The sequence below is a fragment of the Comamonas sp. GW821-FHT11H03 genome (assembly GCF_058807955.1).
Genome location: NZ_JBXARF010000004.1, coordinates 118,900 through 132,583 on the forward strand (window position 1 = coordinate 118,900; position 13,684 = coordinate 132,583).

Below are 13,684 nucleotides of genomic sequence, written 5' to 3' on the forward strand. Positions count from 1 at the left end.
ATCGCATGCTATGTATCAAATTTGAATAGTTTTCATATTGAAAACGTTTCATTACCTACGGTAGCAGCTCTCTTTTTTGAGAAGTTACAGACCCTTGGCCTTGAGCGCCTTGTCCAGGCGCGTGAACACGCGGCGGGCATTGCCCTCGTAGACCGCGTGCTTCTCATCGGCCGTCAGGTTCTGCGTGGCTTCGATGTAGCGCTTGGTGTCGTCGTAGTAGTGACCGGTCTGCGGATCGATGCCGCGCACGGCGCCGATCATTTCGCTGGCGAACAGAATGTTCTTGGTGGGAATCACTTCCGTCAGCAGATTGATGCCGGGCTGGTGGTAGACACAGGTGTCGAAGTAGATGTTGCCCAGCAAATGCTCTTCCAGCAGCGGCTTCTTCATCTCCTGCGCCAGACCGCGGAAACGGCCCCAGTGGTAAGGCACGGCGCCGCCGCCATGGGGGATCAGGAACTTCAGGGTCGGGAAGTCCTTGAACAGATCCGAAGTCAGGCACTGCATGAAGGCCGTAGTGTCGGCATTCAGATAGTGGCTGCCCGTGGTGTGGAAGCAGCTGTTGCAGCTGGTAGAGACGTGGATCATCGCCGGGATGTCGTACTCCACCATCTTTTCGTAGATGGGGTACCAGCTCTTGTCGGACAGCGGGGGCGAAGTCCAGTGGCCGCCCGAGGGATCGGGGTTCAGGTTCAGGCCCACATTGCCGTACTGCTCCACGCACTTGACCAGCTCAGGAATGCAGGTTGCAGGGTCCACGCCGGGCGACTGGGGCAGCATGGCTGCAGGGATGAAGTGATCGGGGAACAGCTCGCTGACGCGAAAGCACAGCTCGTTGCAGATGGCGGCCCAGGTGCTGGAGGTCTGGAAGTCACCGATGTGGTGCGCCATGAACGAGGCACGGGGGCTGAAGATGGTCAGATCGGACCCACGCTCCTTCATCAGGCGCAGCTGGTTGGTTTCGATAGTCTCGCGGATTTCATCGTCGCTGATCTTCAGATCGGCCACCGACGGGGTCTTGCTCGGGTCCTTGAGGCCGGCGATCTGCAGATCGCGCCATGCGCCCAGGGCCGCTGGCGCCGTGGTGTAGTGACCGTGTACGTCAATGATCATCTTCAAGCTCCGTTCAAAATAATTCGTCTATCAAAAAAGTTCAGTGCGCGCCGCCCAGGCCCAGCATGGAGGTGCGCCGTGCGCCGCCGGCATAGCGATTCTTGACCAGCAGCGCCAGCGCGGCGATGACGCCAGGAATGGCGACCACCATAAAGACCTGCGGCAGCTCCAGGTGACGACGCGACAGCTCGGCCACCAGGAAGGAGCCGGCAATGCCGCCAAAGCGGCCGATGCCCAGCATCCAGGACACGCCGCTGGCACGGCATTCCGTGGGGTAGTACTCGGCAGCCAGCGCCTGCATGGACGACTGTGCCGCATTCATCAGCAAACCGGCAATGAAGACCGAAGCCACCAGCATGCCCACGCCGCCGCCAAGCACCTGGCCGATGAAGGCCACGCCCAGGCTGGTCAGGAAGTAGCCCGTCGCAATGATCAGATTGGCATTCCAGCGGTCCATCAGCAAACCGACAAAGATCGCGCCCACGCCGCCGAGCTGGAACAGCGCGGCAATCACGGCCGCCTGGCTGGCGGGCACGCCCGCTTCCTTGAACAGCACAGGCATCCAGTTGACCAGGCCATAGACGATCACCAGGCCCATGAAATACGTCACCCACAGGGCCAGCGTGCCGACCAGATATTTCTGCGAGAACACCAGACGCAGGCCCTGGGGGCCCTGCTGTGCCTGGGAGGCTGCCTCGCCGCCGTCGTTCAGCACGAAGCGCGCAGCATTGCGCGTGCCGACAGCGATGCGCACCATCACCTTGCGCACGCGATCTGCCGAGTAGTTCTTGAGCACCATGAAGCGCACCGACTCGGGCAGCATCACGATCATCAGCACGGCCAGGATCAAAGGCACCACGCCGCCCAGGATCAGCAGGCTGCGCCAGCCGAAATGCGGAATCATCCAGGCCGCGATAAAGCCGCCGAAGGCCGAGCCGATGGGGAAGCCGCAGAACATGCAGTTGGTGATGAAGGAACGCTTGCGGTCGGGGCAGTATTCGTTCATCAGCGTGATGGCATTGGGCATGGCGGCGCCAAGACCCAGGCCGGTGATGAAGCGCCAGATGGTCAGGGCCTGCAGGTCGTGCACCAGGCCGGAGGCAATCGATGCACCGCCCATCACCACCGCAGCGATGATCAGCACGGTCTTGCGGCCCACGCGGTCCGCCAGCGGGCCCGCGCCCAGAGCGCCAAACGCCAGGCCGAACAGGGCCGCACTCAGCACCGGGCCCAGATGGGACTTGTCGATGCCCCATTCGCCAAGCAGCGAAGGTGCGATGAAGCCGATGGCTGCGGTATCAAAACCATCGAGCAGAACAATCAAAAAACAGAGGAAGAAAATCCCCCACTGAAAGCCTGAAAACGGGCTCTCGTTGAGGACGGTCTGCACGTTGACGACCGCCGGGTCGGTGTTCTGTTTGCTAGTTTGCGAAGTCATATTTGGAATCTCAGTTGCCTCTCTTTGTCGCCTCTATCTCCTGTCTCGCGGCTGGCGCCAAAGCCTCAAAGGCATCTGGTACGTCCGTCACGAAAGGGCTATGACTGCCCTTTTGCTGGATGGGGTGTCAGTGCCAGGCCCCCGCCTGGACACGAATCAATTCAAGCGGGCTCCATGCCCTGGCGGCGCTTGGCTGCGGCGGCCTCGGGTGAAGCCATGAAGGCCAGCAAACGCTGCACGGCATCCGCATGGGCCGAGCCCGTCACAACGCCGGCCGAAAACACGGTGTCGATGGCAATCGCGGCGGGCAGGCCGCCCACGATGCGGATGCCTTCGACATGGATCAGCTCGCTGAGCTGCTGAAAGCCCAGCGCCACTTCCCCCGAAGCAATCATGGAGCCCACGGGAACGCCGGGCCGGGCCTGCACGATGCGGGACTGGATCTCGTCGGCAATGCCCCAGCGCTCGAACAGCTTTTGCAGCGCCACGCCGCTGGGGCCGGTGGAGTAGCCAATACTGGGCGCGGCCAGCACGGCAGCGCGCACGGCCTCTTCCGAGCCGATATCGGGCTGAGATGCGGCGGCAGGCACGGCCACGGCGGTGCTGGAAAGCACCAGATCCACCTTGCTGCCCTCAACCACTCGGCCGGCGGCCTGCAGCTTGTCGATGGCGTTGGAGGCCAGGAAGACCACATCGAAGGCCTCTGCGCCGGACTGCACACGCTGCGCGGCATCCACACCACCCACGGATTCGACCTGCACCGGCTCGCCGCCCTGCTCCTGCCAGGCTGCAGCCAAATCCGCGAGGACCTGGCGGGTTGCCATGGAAGAAATGCCTTTGAGTGCTGCGCTCATGCCGAAAGACTCCTGAAGTAGATGCCATGGCTGCCCCGCAATCCCGAATGCCGCGTCCCGGCCATTGAGGCCTTTCGAGCCACTCCCGCCACACTGCGGGCAGGCTGCACCGGCAGGACGGGACACTCGAGAGGGCTTGCATCAGGGCAACCATCTAGTCAAAACGAATGAAACTATTGTCGGCAGCCCTGCGCCGTCCCACTAGGCAAGCCCTCCGCTAGCAGCTATGCCACAAAGGCATAGCAAAGTGCTTGCTCATATCACGTATAAATACCTACAAAGAAAGCACAAAGCCGATAAAGAGAAAAGGCTGAATGCTATTTTTTCAATAGCATCCAGCCTTCATTGCTGTGCATAAGCAACAGTAGATTTAGTGGTTAACCCCTAATTCAGTCATCATGGCGTCCATGCCCACGCCCGTGACCATGACCGCGTCCCCGGTCATCGCGATCATGCCTGTCCCAGTCACGTCGATCGCGGCGATCATCTCTATCCCAGCGCCCATGGTCCCGGCGGTCTTCATGCCAGTCGCGTCGCTCGTAGTGCTGGCGCGGCGGGGCGGCACGCCAATGAGGGGGCGGGTTGCGCAGGAAATAGACCGGCTGGCCGCAGGCATGGTAGCGGCCGCAGTAGCGGCGCCAGTTGCGTGAATGACCAGGCGGCACCCACATATAGATGGGCTGCACCTGCGGCACTACCGGGCCGCCCCACATCGGCTGGGCATACAGCAGCTGCGGCGGTGCATTACCGATATTGACCTGACCGTAAACCCCAGGAGCCAGCTGCCCTGAGATGGAGCCGCTGATATAGGCCTGTGCCTGGGCGGCACCCGCTGCGCAAATCAGCGCCAAGGCTGCCAGGCTGCGGATGAGTGAAGTGCGATTGGACATATGTCTCCATGCTCGATAAAGATCACCGTGGGCCGGCGAGATCGCGCTTCAACCCGGAAACGCTTAAGTCCTTAACGCATCAGGGCTGCTTTCGGCTGACCAGAATCGACAGCAAAGCTGGATCACCCAAATCCAGACCAGCCATCGCCAGCACACACACAGCAGCCCGTGCTTGTTTATCGAGGCCGATAATGGATTCCTGCCTAGCAGGGATTTCAAAACACCTCCGCTCTAGCCCTAACTCGGGAAGAGCAGTGCAGCACTGCGGTGACTGCAAGTTAACCTATAGCCATGAACTCCACCACATCCACTAGTACTTCCTCCCCCATAACCCCGCGCCTGACCTCTCTGTCCCACGGCGGCGGCTGTGGCTGCAAGATCGCACCCGGCGTGCTGTCGGAGCTGCTGGCCAAAAGCAATCTGCCCAAGCAGTTTTTCCCCGACCTGCTGGTAGGCACAGAGACCGCAGACGACGCGGCCGTCTACAGGATCAATGACGAGCAGGCCATTGTGGCGACGACGGACTTTTTCATGCCCATCGTCGACGACCCCTATGACTTTGGCCGTATTGCCGCCACCAACGCGCTGTCCGATATCTACGCCATGGGCGGCACGCCGCTGATGGCGCTGGCCATCGTGGGCATGCCCATCAATGTGCTGCCGCACGATGTGATTGCCAAGATTCTGGAAGGCGGCGAATCGGTCTGCCGCGATGCAGGCATTCCACTGGCGGGCGGCCACTCGATTGATTCGGTCGAGCCCATTTACGGTCTGGTCGGCATCGGCATCGTCAACCCCAAGCAGATGAAACGCAATGCCGATGCCAAGGACGGCGATGTGCTGATTCTGGGCAAGCCCCTGGGCGTGGGCATTCTCTCGGCCGCGCTCAAGAAGAATCTGCTCGATGATGCAGGCTACCGTGCCATGGTGGATGCCACCACCAAGCTCAACCGCCCCGGTGCCGAGCTTGCCAAGCTTGGCGGCGTGCACGCGCTGACCGATGTGACCGGTTTTGGCCTGCTGGGCCACGGCCTGGAACTGGCCCGTGGTGCCCAGCTCAGTGCACGCATTGAAAGCGCCAAGCTGCCCGTGCTGCCCGGTGTTCAGGCGCTTGCAGAGCAAGGCATTTTCACGGGTGCATCGGGGCGCAACTGGGCCTCCTATGGCGAGCACGTCCAGTTGGCATCCACCGTGACAGACGCCCAGAAAGCGCTGCTGACCGACCCTCAGACCTCTGGCGGCCTGCTGGTTTCCTGCGCGGCAGATGCTGTCCAGCAGGTACTCAAGGTCTTTGCCGACAGCGGCTTTGGCGATGCTGCAGTGGTTGGCCGCATGGAAACGGGCACGCCCAAGGTCTTTGTGGACTGAGCACGTCAGGCAGTCGAGAAGGAGCGCAGCCCTGCTCTGCCCTGCTTCTCAAACAGAATGCAAAACGCCCGGCGCAAACCGGGCGTTTTGCATGTGAGCGCCATGTCGTGACTCAGGGCGTCTAAGCCTCGCCCACGACCTCGGCGGTGGTGCGGCGGTCGATCTTGCGGCTCAGCACCACCGAGGTATAGGTCTGCTGGATGCCGTCGATCAGGCCGATACGGTCGAGCAGCGCATCCAGTTTCTCATTGCTCTCGCAGCGCACAAACACCATGTAGTCGTACTGTCCGCTGACAGCCGACACCTCTTCCACCTCGGTGAAGCGGTTGAGCGCCTGCATCACCGAAGTTGCCGTCTTGGGCTGAACACGGATACCGCAGTAGGCGCGCACGGCAGACTGCTCCATGCGCGAGCCAAGGCGAACGCCATAGCCGGCGATCACGCCCTCATGCTCCAGCTTGGCGATGCGAGCGACCACCGTGGTCCGAGCCAGATTCATCTGCCGAGCCAAGTGCGCGGTCGAGGCTCGCGCATTGGTCTGCAGCAGGCGCAGCAGCTGGCGGTCCGTTTCATCCAGTCGATATTCCATACCTTGTCTATCCAAATCTTGCCGAGCACTTACGCAAACGCTGCGTTAAACACAAACCCCAAGAACTCTCTGCCATCACCTGCAGCCATGCATTGCGCCGAGCGACTTCTGTTGCTGCTCGCCCTCAGACGAGCGCGTGGAGCGGACCTCAGCTACACCCAACAGCCAATTATTGTGTCAGCTAACCCAGCCTGATAGTGGCTTGTCTTTTCAGATGGCTAATCTGCACACATTTGTTTCAACCCGGCAAGATATTCAACATATCTGCACTTGCCTGCGCTTGTGACCATGGCAAGGGCGCACTGCGGTACTTCAGGGTGACTCCGGCCAAAGCCAGATCTCTGTTGTGGGCGGGCGGTCAAGCTCGTTCACAAGGACCCAAGTGCGCTCGCCGAGGAACAGCGACACAAAAGAGCGAGGAGTCTAATGGTTGTTTTCCCGCGCTCATCGATGCCACCGACGATACGGCGAAAACACTCGGTAAGTTTGGCTGGTTTGACGCAAATATCTGTGAAATGTAAGTACTTACCCTAGGGGATCATTTGGCCCGGTGCGCCGCTTTCGGCAATGCCTGAGCCCGCCAGACTGCAAGCGGACTCCAATCACCGACAACTGCGCCTTGTGCTGTAGAGCAAGACTGGCTGCGCGATAGCGCAACCTGAGCGCCCCAATCGCGCATGACTGAAAGCTTCGGGCGCGCTTGCACGCGTGCCAATCTCTGCAAACAAAAAACCCTGCTCATTGCAATGAGCAGGGTTTTGATTTTTTGGCAGGGGAGGAAGGATTCGAACCTTCGCATGCTGGAATCAAAATCCAGTGCCTTAACCAGCTTGGCGACTCCCCTACGATGGAACGAATTCTACAACGACTTTTCGCTACAAATTTCGAAGTAGCCCAAAAATGTGCAATTGCACATGGAATAGGTTTACCGCTTTCCTAGCGTCAAGCCAGCTCCGTCGCTGAGCTGCCTTATTGCACGACGACTGCCGTGCCGCTGGCCGAGACCATGAGCATGCCATTGCCCTGGCCCAGCACCTCAAAATCAAGGTCCACCCCGACCACTGCATTGGCTCCCGCCTCGGCAGCGCGCTGCTCCAGTTCCTTGAGGGCAATTTCACGCGCTCTTTGCAGCTCGCGTTCGTAGGTTCCAGAGCGCCCGCCCACGATGTCACGGATACCGGCAAAGAAGTCCTTGAACACATTGGCACCCAGAATGGCCTCGCCCGCCACCACGCCGCAATAACGGGTGATGCGCTTGCCTTCGATGGAGGGAGTGGTTGTGACGATCATGTTGGGCTTTCAAAAAAAAACGGCAAACCGGGATCGACACCCATATGCACTGTCCAGAGCGCTCCTCATGCCGCAGATGCAGGAGAGCCCAGCAGCAAAATCGGAGCAATCCGCTCGGCCCAGTATATGCGTGCAGACAGCGCGTCATGGCTGCCAACGATCCAGGCCAGCCAATACCAGCCAATGCTTGCGGTAGGCTTAATCAACGCCACAAACCGGGATCAAGGCAAAGGCAAAGGCAAAGGCAATCAGACTGCAACCGTCAACGCCCAAGGCAGCTCTGCTTCGCCAGCGAAGCGTCAATCAGGCAATGCCGGCCTGCATCTCTCTCGCATTGATTTCCAGCATCCAATCGAGAGCCATCAAAAATCATGAATCCGGCAATAGCAGCTTGTGCATGCCTTGCACGGCATCGCGCAGAAAGCTCCAGGTCGTGGCTATGCGGGGAATCTGGCGCGACTCCACGGGCATACTCATCCAGAAGGTGCGCGTAAAGCACGCCTGCTCGGGCAGCACGCGACTCAGTATCGGGTCCTTGTCGGCCACAAAGGCCGGCAGCACAGCCAGACCGGCGCCGGCACGCACGGCCTCGTATTGAGCGGTGATGCTGGTGCTGCGCAGCGCAAAACGCTCAGGCCGGTGCAAGGTATCCAGCAACTGCAGCTCGCGCGTGAACAGCAGATCATCCACATAGTGCACAAAGCTGTGATGGCGCAGATCCTCGGTTCTGGCCACCAAGGGCTTTCGCGCCAGATATTCACGCTGACCGTACAGATAGAGCCGGTAGTCGGTCAGCTTGGTGACGACAACCGAGCCACGCTTGGGCCGCTCCAGCGAGATGACGATATCGGCCTCGCGGCTGGACAGATGGAGCATGCGCGGCAGCGCCAGCAGGTCGACGCTGAGCAGCGGGTAGCGCAGCGTGAGCCTGGCGAGCTCGGAGGCCAGCATCTGCGTGCCAAAGCCTTCGGTCGCCCCCACCCGCACCAGCCCGGCCAGCCCCTCGGCGGTGGCGGCATGCGCCAGCGGGCCTCGCTCCAGCCCGTCCACCGCGCTTTGCATGGTGTTGGTCACTTCCTGCAGCTGCCGCCCGGCCTCGGTCAGCCGCCACTGCCCGCCGTCGCGCGCGAACAGTACAGCGCCCAGCTGCTTTTCCAGCGCCTGGATGCGCCGCGATACCGTGGTGTGCTCGACACCCATGCGCCGCGCAGCAGCGGCCATGCTTCCGCTGCGCGCCAGCTCACCAAAAAAACGCAGATGGTCCCAGTCCAATGTCTTTCCTTGCGGTTCGTGGTTCAGTGGATCAGTCGTTCTCGCTGCCCTGCAGCTTGCCCGTGAGGCCCTTGACCGCCTTGACGGCCGCACTGCGCTTGCGCTCGGCACTGCGCTGGGCCACGGCGCTCGGGGCACGCGCGAACTCGTCGTTCTCGTGAATCAGCAGCGACAGCATTTCCATGAACTGCGCCCGCTTGTCATCGGCAAGAGGCTCCAGCATGCGGCGCTGGGCACGCAGCACCGAAGGCTCGGCAGCGACCAGCAGATCGCGCCCCTCTTCGGTCAGGCTCAGCAAACGCACGCGTCGGTCCGCTGGGCTGGCGTTGCGCGCCATCAGGCCGCGTGCTTCCAGGCGGTCGATCACGCTGCCTATGGTGGAGGTGTCAAAGCCGATATTGCGCGCCAGCGTGCGCTGGTCGATGCCCGGCTGACGCAGCACAGCCGACAGGGCTGCGTACTGCACGGGCGTCACGCCAAATTCCTCGGTTTCTTCCATGAACACGGCCACGGCGATCTGCTGCAGCCTGCGGATGTGATAGCCGGGATAGTTTTCTAGTTCTGCGGGTTGGTATTGCATGTCTTGAGAGCCGACGCCAGGCCTGCCCTGCCGCGCGGCAGTTGAAGGGCCATGACTGAAAGACCCCGATATTCGCACGAGTGCCGCCCCGATTCGCGCTAAGCCTGCCACCGGGTTTAACCCAATCAACGCTGACACAGATCAACATTATGCTAATCATCAGTGTGCTGTTTATTTGATTCACAGCCTCTCCTGGCCCATCGCAAGGCCGTCAGAACCAGACGCAAGGCAGCAACGCACTGCCCAGCAGATACCAAAGAAAGAGACAAACCATGAGCCTTGTGCAAGCCCAGCCCTCACCGGTCAAGCTCACGGCCATCGAAGCCCCCGGCCAACCCGAACCCACCGCTGCGCTGGAGCAGCTATACCAAGGCTTCGAGCAGGAAATGCTGGTGCCGCTGTGGACAGAGATCGGCGGCCTGATGCCTGCCCACCCCAAAAGCCAGGCCGCCGCGCATCTGTGGCGCTGGGACAATCTGCTCAAACTCGCAGATGAAGCCGGTCGCATCGTCCCCGTGGGCCGGGGCGGCGAGCGCCGCGCGATTGCCCTGGCCAATCCGTCGCTGGGCGGGCGCCCTTTTGCCACGCCCACGCTGTGGGCTGCCATCCAGTACCTGATGCCCGGCGAAGATGCGCCCGAGCACCGTCACACCCAGCATGCCTTCCGCTTTGTGGTCGAAGGCGAAGGCGTGTGGACCGTGGTCAACGGCGACTCGATCCGCATGTCACGCGGCGATTTTCTGCCCCAGGGCGGCTGGAACTGGCACGCGCACCACAATGCGGCCAGCCAGCCCATGGCCTGGATAGACGGGCTGGATATTCCATTTGCCTACACCACCGAATCCCAGTTCTTCGAGCATGGCCGCCTGCATCTGGAGCCGCACGAACGCGTCACGCCCGAGTTCTCGCGCTCCGAGCGCCTCTGGGGCCACCCCGGGCTGCGCCCCGTCGCCCATCTGCAGGACAGCCCGGTCACGCCTTTGCTGGCCTATCGCTGGGTGGACACCGACCGCGCGCTGACCGAGCAACTGGCGCTGGAAGCCGAAGGCTGCGCCGCCACGGTCAGCCCCGGCCATGCCGCCGTGCGCTACACCAATCCCTGCAATGGCCGCGATGTACTGCCCACCATTCGCTGCGAAATGCACCGCGTGACCTGCGGCGCCAGCACCCGGCCCAAGCGCGAAGTGGGCTCTGCCGTCTTCCAGGTCTTTGACGGCCAGGGCACGGTGACCGTGGGCGAGCGCCAATGGCAGGTGCGGCGCGGCGACATGTTTGTCGTGCCTTCCTGGCAGCTGTTCAGCGCGCAATGCGATGCCGAGCAGCCGCAGCTGGACCTGTTTCGCTTTGCCGATACGCCGATTTTCGAAGCCGTCCACGCGTACAGATCAGAAACCCCCTGAGGCGCTTCGCGTCTTCCCCGTACCCGTCGCCCCCTTGGGGGACGACAGCCTTTGCTGCGGGGCGGCGCGGCCGGCCAGGTCCTTGCTGGCTGTCTCACCGATAGAACGTGTCTTTTCAAGCACTTAGTCACCGATACCAATCAGCGATATCAATCACCGATACCAATCAGGAATCACACATGCCCCAAGCCAAACACGAAGACAACTACCTCTGGCCCCCCGCCCCTGTCCAATCTCTGCCTGTGCGCGGCAGCGAGCAGCGCCTGCCCGTCAATCGCCTGTTCTTTGTGGGCCGCAACTACCACGCCCACGCGGTGGAGATGGGCCGCCCCGTGGACAAAAGCGTCGAACGCCCCTTCTATTTCACCAAGGCCCCGCAGACGCTGACCGAATCGGGTGCCTGCGTGGCGTATCCGCCCGAAACCGCCAACTACCACTTCGAGATGGAGCTGGTCGTGGCCATCGGCAAACCGGGCTTTCGCATTCCTGCAGACCAGGCCCATGAGCACATCTACGGCTATGCCTGCGGCCTCGACATGACGCGCCGCGATCTGCAACTGGTGGCACGTGACAAGGGCCGCCCCTGGGATCTGGGCAAGGATGTGGAGCAGTCCTCCGTCGCCAGCGAAATCGTGCCCATGGCCGGCAAGGTGATCGAGTCCGGCCTCATCGAGCTGAGCGTCAACGGCGAGCTCAAGCAGCAGTCCGATGTGAACAAGCTGATCTGGAACATCCGCGAAATCATTGCCGACCTGTCCCTGTTCTATCACCTGCAACCCGGCGATCTGATCTACACGGGCACGCCCGAGGGCGTGGGCGCCGTGCTGCCCGGCGACCAGATCACAGGCCGCGTGGCAAGCGTGGGCGAGATTGCCTTGAGCGTGGGCCAACCCGGGTAAGGCGCGCAGACCATGAAGCTCTACAGTTTCTTTCGCAGCGGCACCTCGCACCGTCTGCGCATCGCCCTCAATCTCAAGGGACTCACGCCCGACTACCTCCCCGTCGATCTGCGCGTGGACGAACAGGCCGAAGCGCCGTTCAAGCGCATCAACCCGCAAGGCCTGGTGCCCGCGCTGACGCTGGACAGCGGAGAGACGCTGATCCAGTCGCCGGCCATCATCGAATGGCTGGAAGAGCGCTACCCCACGCCTGCCCTGCTGCCGACCGACCCCGAGGCACGCGCCCATGTGCGCGCCATGGCGGCCATCGTGGGCTGTGATGTGCACCCCATCAACAACCGCCGCATCCTGCAAACCCTGCGCCAGCAGTTCGGAGCCGACGAGGCCGCCATCAACGCCTGGTGCGCCACCTGGATCACCGCCGGCTTTGATGCCATCGAGGCCTTGCTGGCGAAGGACAACACACGCGGCAGCTTCTGCTTTGGCAAGGCCCCGGGCCTGGCCGATGTCTATCTGATTCCGCAGGTCGAGAGCGCACGCCGCTTTGGTGTGGATCTCGCCCGCTGGCCGCTGATCAGCGCCGTCGATGCGGCTTGCAGCGCCCTGCCCGCCTTTGCGCAGGCAGCACCTCTGGCCCAGCCCGACGCCCCGCAATAGATCTTTCCCCCTGCAGCCGCGCCCTGGCCCGGCTGCCCACCAACGCTCTGCAGTCTCTAAAAATATCCACCGGAGACAAACTGTGAAATACGAGCAAAATCAGCCCCAAAGCCAATCCACACATACCCAAACAGCTATCAAGACCATAGTTGCCGCAGCCGCTCTGCTGGCCGCAGCCGGGCCTGCGCTGGCCCAGGGCGATGCGGCCAGCTATCCCAACCGAGCCGTGACCGTGGTCACGGCCTTTGCCGTGGGCAGCGGCCCCGATGCCGTGCTGCGCATCGTGGGCGAAAAGCTGGCCCAGCGCTGGAAACAGGGCGTGACCGTGGACAACCGCCCCGGCGGCGGTGGCTTTGTCGCCATCGAGTACGCGCGCCGCGCCAAGCCCGACGGCTATACCCTGCTGCAACTGGACAGCGAACATATCTCCGCCCTGCCCTATCTCTACAAGAACAAGAACTTCAACACGCTGAGCCACTTCGACCCCGTGGCCCCGCTGTTCCTGACGCCCTTCTTTGTGGCCGTACCCACGAATTCGCCCTGGAAGAGCATGGGTGACCTGATCAAGTCCGCCAAGGCCGAGCCCGGCAAGATCAGCTATGGCTCCTGGGGCGTGGGCAGTCCCGGCCACCTGGGCGGCGAATGGCTGGACTATCTGACAGGCAGCAAGATGACCCATGTGCCTTATCGCGAGGTCAGCCAGCTGTTCACCTCGGTTGCCAACGGCGACCCGACCTGGAGCTTTGCCAGCCTGCCCTCCAGCCAGGGCATCTACAAAAGCGGCAAGATCCGCTATCTGGCCGTGGCTGCACCCAGGCGCATCGCGCAAATGCCTGACGTGCCCACGGTTGCCGAAGCGGGCGGCCCCGCCGAGCTGGATGTGAACTCCTTTGTCTCCCTGCTCAGCCCCAAGGGAGTGGACGCGGCTGTGCGCGACAAGATCCGCAGTGATGTGGTGGCCGTGCTCCAGGACCCACAGGTCAAGGAGAAGTTCTCCACCTTCGCCTTCCAGCCCATGAGCTTCACCGTGCCCGAGATGCAGCAATTTGCCAGGAAGAAGTCCGAGCAATACAAGCTGCTGATTGAAAAAGCCCAGATCAGCCTCGATTGAGAGCCGCCTTCGGCCGTCAAACAGATCACGGCACAGGCATGCGCCTGCAACCGGCAAAGCCCCGTCAGCACAGCCTGCACGGGGTTTTTTCATTGATGCAACGCCCCTGTCTGCGCTCCGGATCAAGAGGCGCTGCACAAAAACGGCAGAGCTCCCAAGGCGTGCAAAAACGACCTCAACCCGGGGTTACACTTATTGCGAGGCGTTTCTCCGGATTTCCATC

Annotated in this window: 14 protein-coding genes and 1 tRNA gene; 6 read left to right on the forward strand and 9 right to left on the reverse strand. The window is 61.9% G+C overall.

Annotation, left to right across the window (positions count from 1 at the left end):
- Positions 1-84: 84 nt before the first annotated feature.
- The 4 genes from AC1RTQ_RS10925 to AC1RTQ_RS10940 form a co-directional block, all read right to left on the reverse strand.
- A complete protein-coding gene (locus AC1RTQ_RS10925; protein ID WP_291604242.1) occupies positions 85-1,113 on the reverse strand; it encodes an amidohydrolase family protein in 1,029 nt (342 codons plus the stop codon).
- A gap of 40 nt (positions 1,114-1,153) precedes the next feature.
- Positions 1,154-2,551, reverse strand: coding sequence for an MFS transporter (locus tag AC1RTQ_RS10930; RefSeq protein WP_492875649.1), 1,398 nt, complete (start codon positions 2,549-2,551; stop codon positions 1,154-1,156).
- Positions 2,552-2,712: 161 nt separating this feature from the next.
- Complete coding sequence (locus AC1RTQ_RS10935; protein WP_492875651.1) at positions 2,713-3,405, reverse strand: substrate-binding domain-containing protein; 693 nt, start codon at positions 3,403-3,405, stop codon at positions 2,713-2,715.
- A gap of 389 nt (positions 3,406-3,794) precedes the next feature.
- On the reverse strand, positions 3,795-4,295 hold the full coding sequence (locus AC1RTQ_RS10940; RefSeq protein ID WP_302090347.1) for a hypothetical protein: 501 nt from the start codon (positions 4,293-4,295) through the stop codon (positions 3,795-3,797).
- Positions 4,296-4,586: 291 nt separating this feature from the next.
- Between AC1RTQ_RS10940 and selD the strand changes: the two genes are divergently transcribed.
- Positions 4,587-5,663: a selenide, water dikinase SelD gene (selD, locus tag AC1RTQ_RS10945; RefSeq protein ID WP_492875653.1), complete on the forward strand. Its 1,077-nt coding sequence runs from the start codon at positions 4,587-4,589 to the stop codon at positions 5,661-5,663.
- 121 nt (positions 5,664-5,784) lie between these two features.
- Here the strand turns inward: selD and AC1RTQ_RS10950 are convergent, their stop codons facing one another.
- The 3 genes from AC1RTQ_RS10950 to AC1RTQ_RS10960 form a co-directional block, all read right to left on the reverse strand.
- Positions 5,785-6,252 (reverse strand): Lrp/AsnC family transcriptional regulator, encoded by a 468-nt coding sequence (locus AC1RTQ_RS10950; RefSeq protein WP_003054128.1) that lies wholly within the window; start codon positions 6,250-6,252, stop codon positions 5,785-5,787.
- Positions 6,253-7,019: 767 nt separating this feature from the next.
- Positions 7,020-7,096 (reverse strand) — tRNA-Gln (locus tag AC1RTQ_RS10955).
- A 125-nt stretch (positions 7,097-7,221) separates the two neighbouring features.
- Positions 7,222-7,542, reverse strand: a complete 321-nt coding sequence (locus tag AC1RTQ_RS10960) for a heavy metal-binding domain-containing protein (protein WP_291604199.1) — start codon at positions 7,540-7,542, stop codon at positions 7,222-7,224.
- A gap of 126 nt (positions 7,543-7,668) precedes the next feature.
- Here AC1RTQ_RS10960 and AC1RTQ_RS10965 point away from each other — a divergent pair, with 126 nt between their 5' ends.
- The gene (locus AC1RTQ_RS10965) at positions 7,669-7,917 is read left to right on the forward strand and encodes a hypothetical protein (protein ID WP_492875656.1); all 249 of its coding nucleotides are present in this window, start codon (positions 7,669-7,671) and stop codon (positions 7,915-7,917) included.
- Here the strand turns inward: AC1RTQ_RS10965 and AC1RTQ_RS10970 are convergent.
- On the reverse strand, positions 7,912-8,814 hold the full coding sequence (locus AC1RTQ_RS10970) for a LysR family transcriptional regulator (RefSeq protein ID WP_492875658.1): 903 nt from the start codon (positions 8,812-8,814) through the stop codon (positions 7,912-7,914). The two genes, AC1RTQ_RS10965 and AC1RTQ_RS10970, sit on opposite strands and share 6 nt — an antisense overlap.
- A 31-nt stretch (positions 8,815-8,845) precedes the next feature.
- Positions 8,846-9,394 (reverse strand): MarR family winged helix-turn-helix transcriptional regulator, encoded by a 549-nt coding sequence (locus AC1RTQ_RS10975; protein WP_034368336.1) that lies wholly within the window; start codon positions 9,392-9,394, stop codon positions 8,846-8,848.
- Positions 9,395-9,666: 272 nt separating this feature from the next.
- Here AC1RTQ_RS10975 and AC1RTQ_RS10980 point away from each other — a divergent pair, with 272 nt between their 5' ends.
- From AC1RTQ_RS10980 to AC1RTQ_RS10995, 4 genes are all read left to right on the forward strand, one after another.
- Entirely contained in the window at positions 9,667-10,794 is a 1,128-nt protein-coding gene (locus AC1RTQ_RS10980) for a cupin domain-containing protein (protein ID WP_492875660.1), read from the forward strand.
- Positions 10,795-10,973: 179 nt separating this feature from the next.
- Positions 10,974-11,693, forward strand: a complete 720-nt coding sequence (locus AC1RTQ_RS10985; RefSeq protein ID WP_492875664.1) for a fumarylacetoacetate hydrolase family protein — start codon at positions 10,974-10,976, stop codon at positions 11,691-11,693.
- A gap of 12 nt (positions 11,694-11,705) precedes the next feature.
- The gene (gene maiA, locus AC1RTQ_RS10990) at positions 11,706-12,350 is read left to right on the forward strand and encodes a maleylacetoacetate isomerase (protein WP_492875666.1); all 645 of its coding nucleotides are present in this window, start codon (positions 11,706-11,708) and stop codon (positions 12,348-12,350) included.
- A gap of 136 nt (positions 12,351-12,486) precedes the next feature.
- Positions 12,487-13,461 (forward strand): Bug family tripartite tricarboxylate transporter substrate binding protein, encoded by a 975-nt coding sequence (locus AC1RTQ_RS10995; protein ID WP_492876123.1) that lies wholly within the window; start codon positions 12,487-12,489, stop codon positions 13,459-13,461.
- Positions 13,462-13,684: the final 223 nt, after the last annotated feature.

Excerpts from the sequence above, each read along its gene's own strand:
- selD (WP_492875653.1), top strand. The coding sequence starts at position 4,587 with ATGAACTCCACCACATCCACTAGTACTTCCTCCCCCATAACCCCGCGC.
- AC1RTQ_RS10975 (WP_034368336.1), bottom strand. The coding sequence starts at position 9,394 with ATGCAATACCAACCCGCAGAACTAGAAAACTATCCCGGCTATCACATC.
- AC1RTQ_RS10940 (WP_302090347.1), bottom strand. The coding sequence starts at position 4,295 with ATGTCCAATCGCACTTCACTCATCCGCAGCCTGGCAGCCTTGGCGCTG.
- AC1RTQ_RS10960 (WP_291604199.1), bottom strand. The coding sequence starts at position 7,542 with ATGATCGTCACAACCACTCCCTCCATCGAAGGCAAGCGCATCACCCGT.
- AC1RTQ_RS10930 (WP_492875649.1), bottom strand. The coding sequence starts at position 2,551 with ATGACTTCGCAAACTAGCAAACAGAACACCGACCCGGCGGTCGTCAAC.
- maiA (WP_492875666.1), top strand. The coding sequence starts at position 11,706 with ATGAAGCTCTACAGTTTCTTTCGCAGCGGCACCTCGCACCGTCTGCGC.
- AC1RTQ_RS10985 (WP_492875664.1), top strand. The coding sequence starts at position 10,974 with ATGCCCCAAGCCAAACACGAAGACAACTACCTCTGGCCCCCCGCCCCT.
- AC1RTQ_RS10925 (WP_291604242.1), bottom strand. The coding sequence starts at position 1,113 with ATGATCATTGACGTACACGGTCACTACACCACGGCGCCAGCGGCCCTG.
- AC1RTQ_RS10950 (WP_003054128.1), bottom strand. The coding sequence starts at position 6,252 with ATGGAATATCGACTGGATGAAACGGACCGCCAGCTGCTGCGCCTGCTG.
- AC1RTQ_RS10980 (WP_492875660.1), top strand. The coding sequence starts at position 9,667 with ATGAGCCTTGTGCAAGCCCAGCCCTCACCGGTCAAGCTCACGGCCATC.
- AC1RTQ_RS10935 (WP_492875651.1), bottom strand. The coding sequence starts at position 3,405 with ATGAGCGCAGCACTCAAAGGCATTTCTTCCATGGCAACCCGCCAGGTC.
- AC1RTQ_RS10965 (WP_492875656.1), top strand. The coding sequence starts at position 7,669 with ATGCGTGCAGACAGCGCGTCATGGCTGCCAACGATCCAGGCCAGCCAA.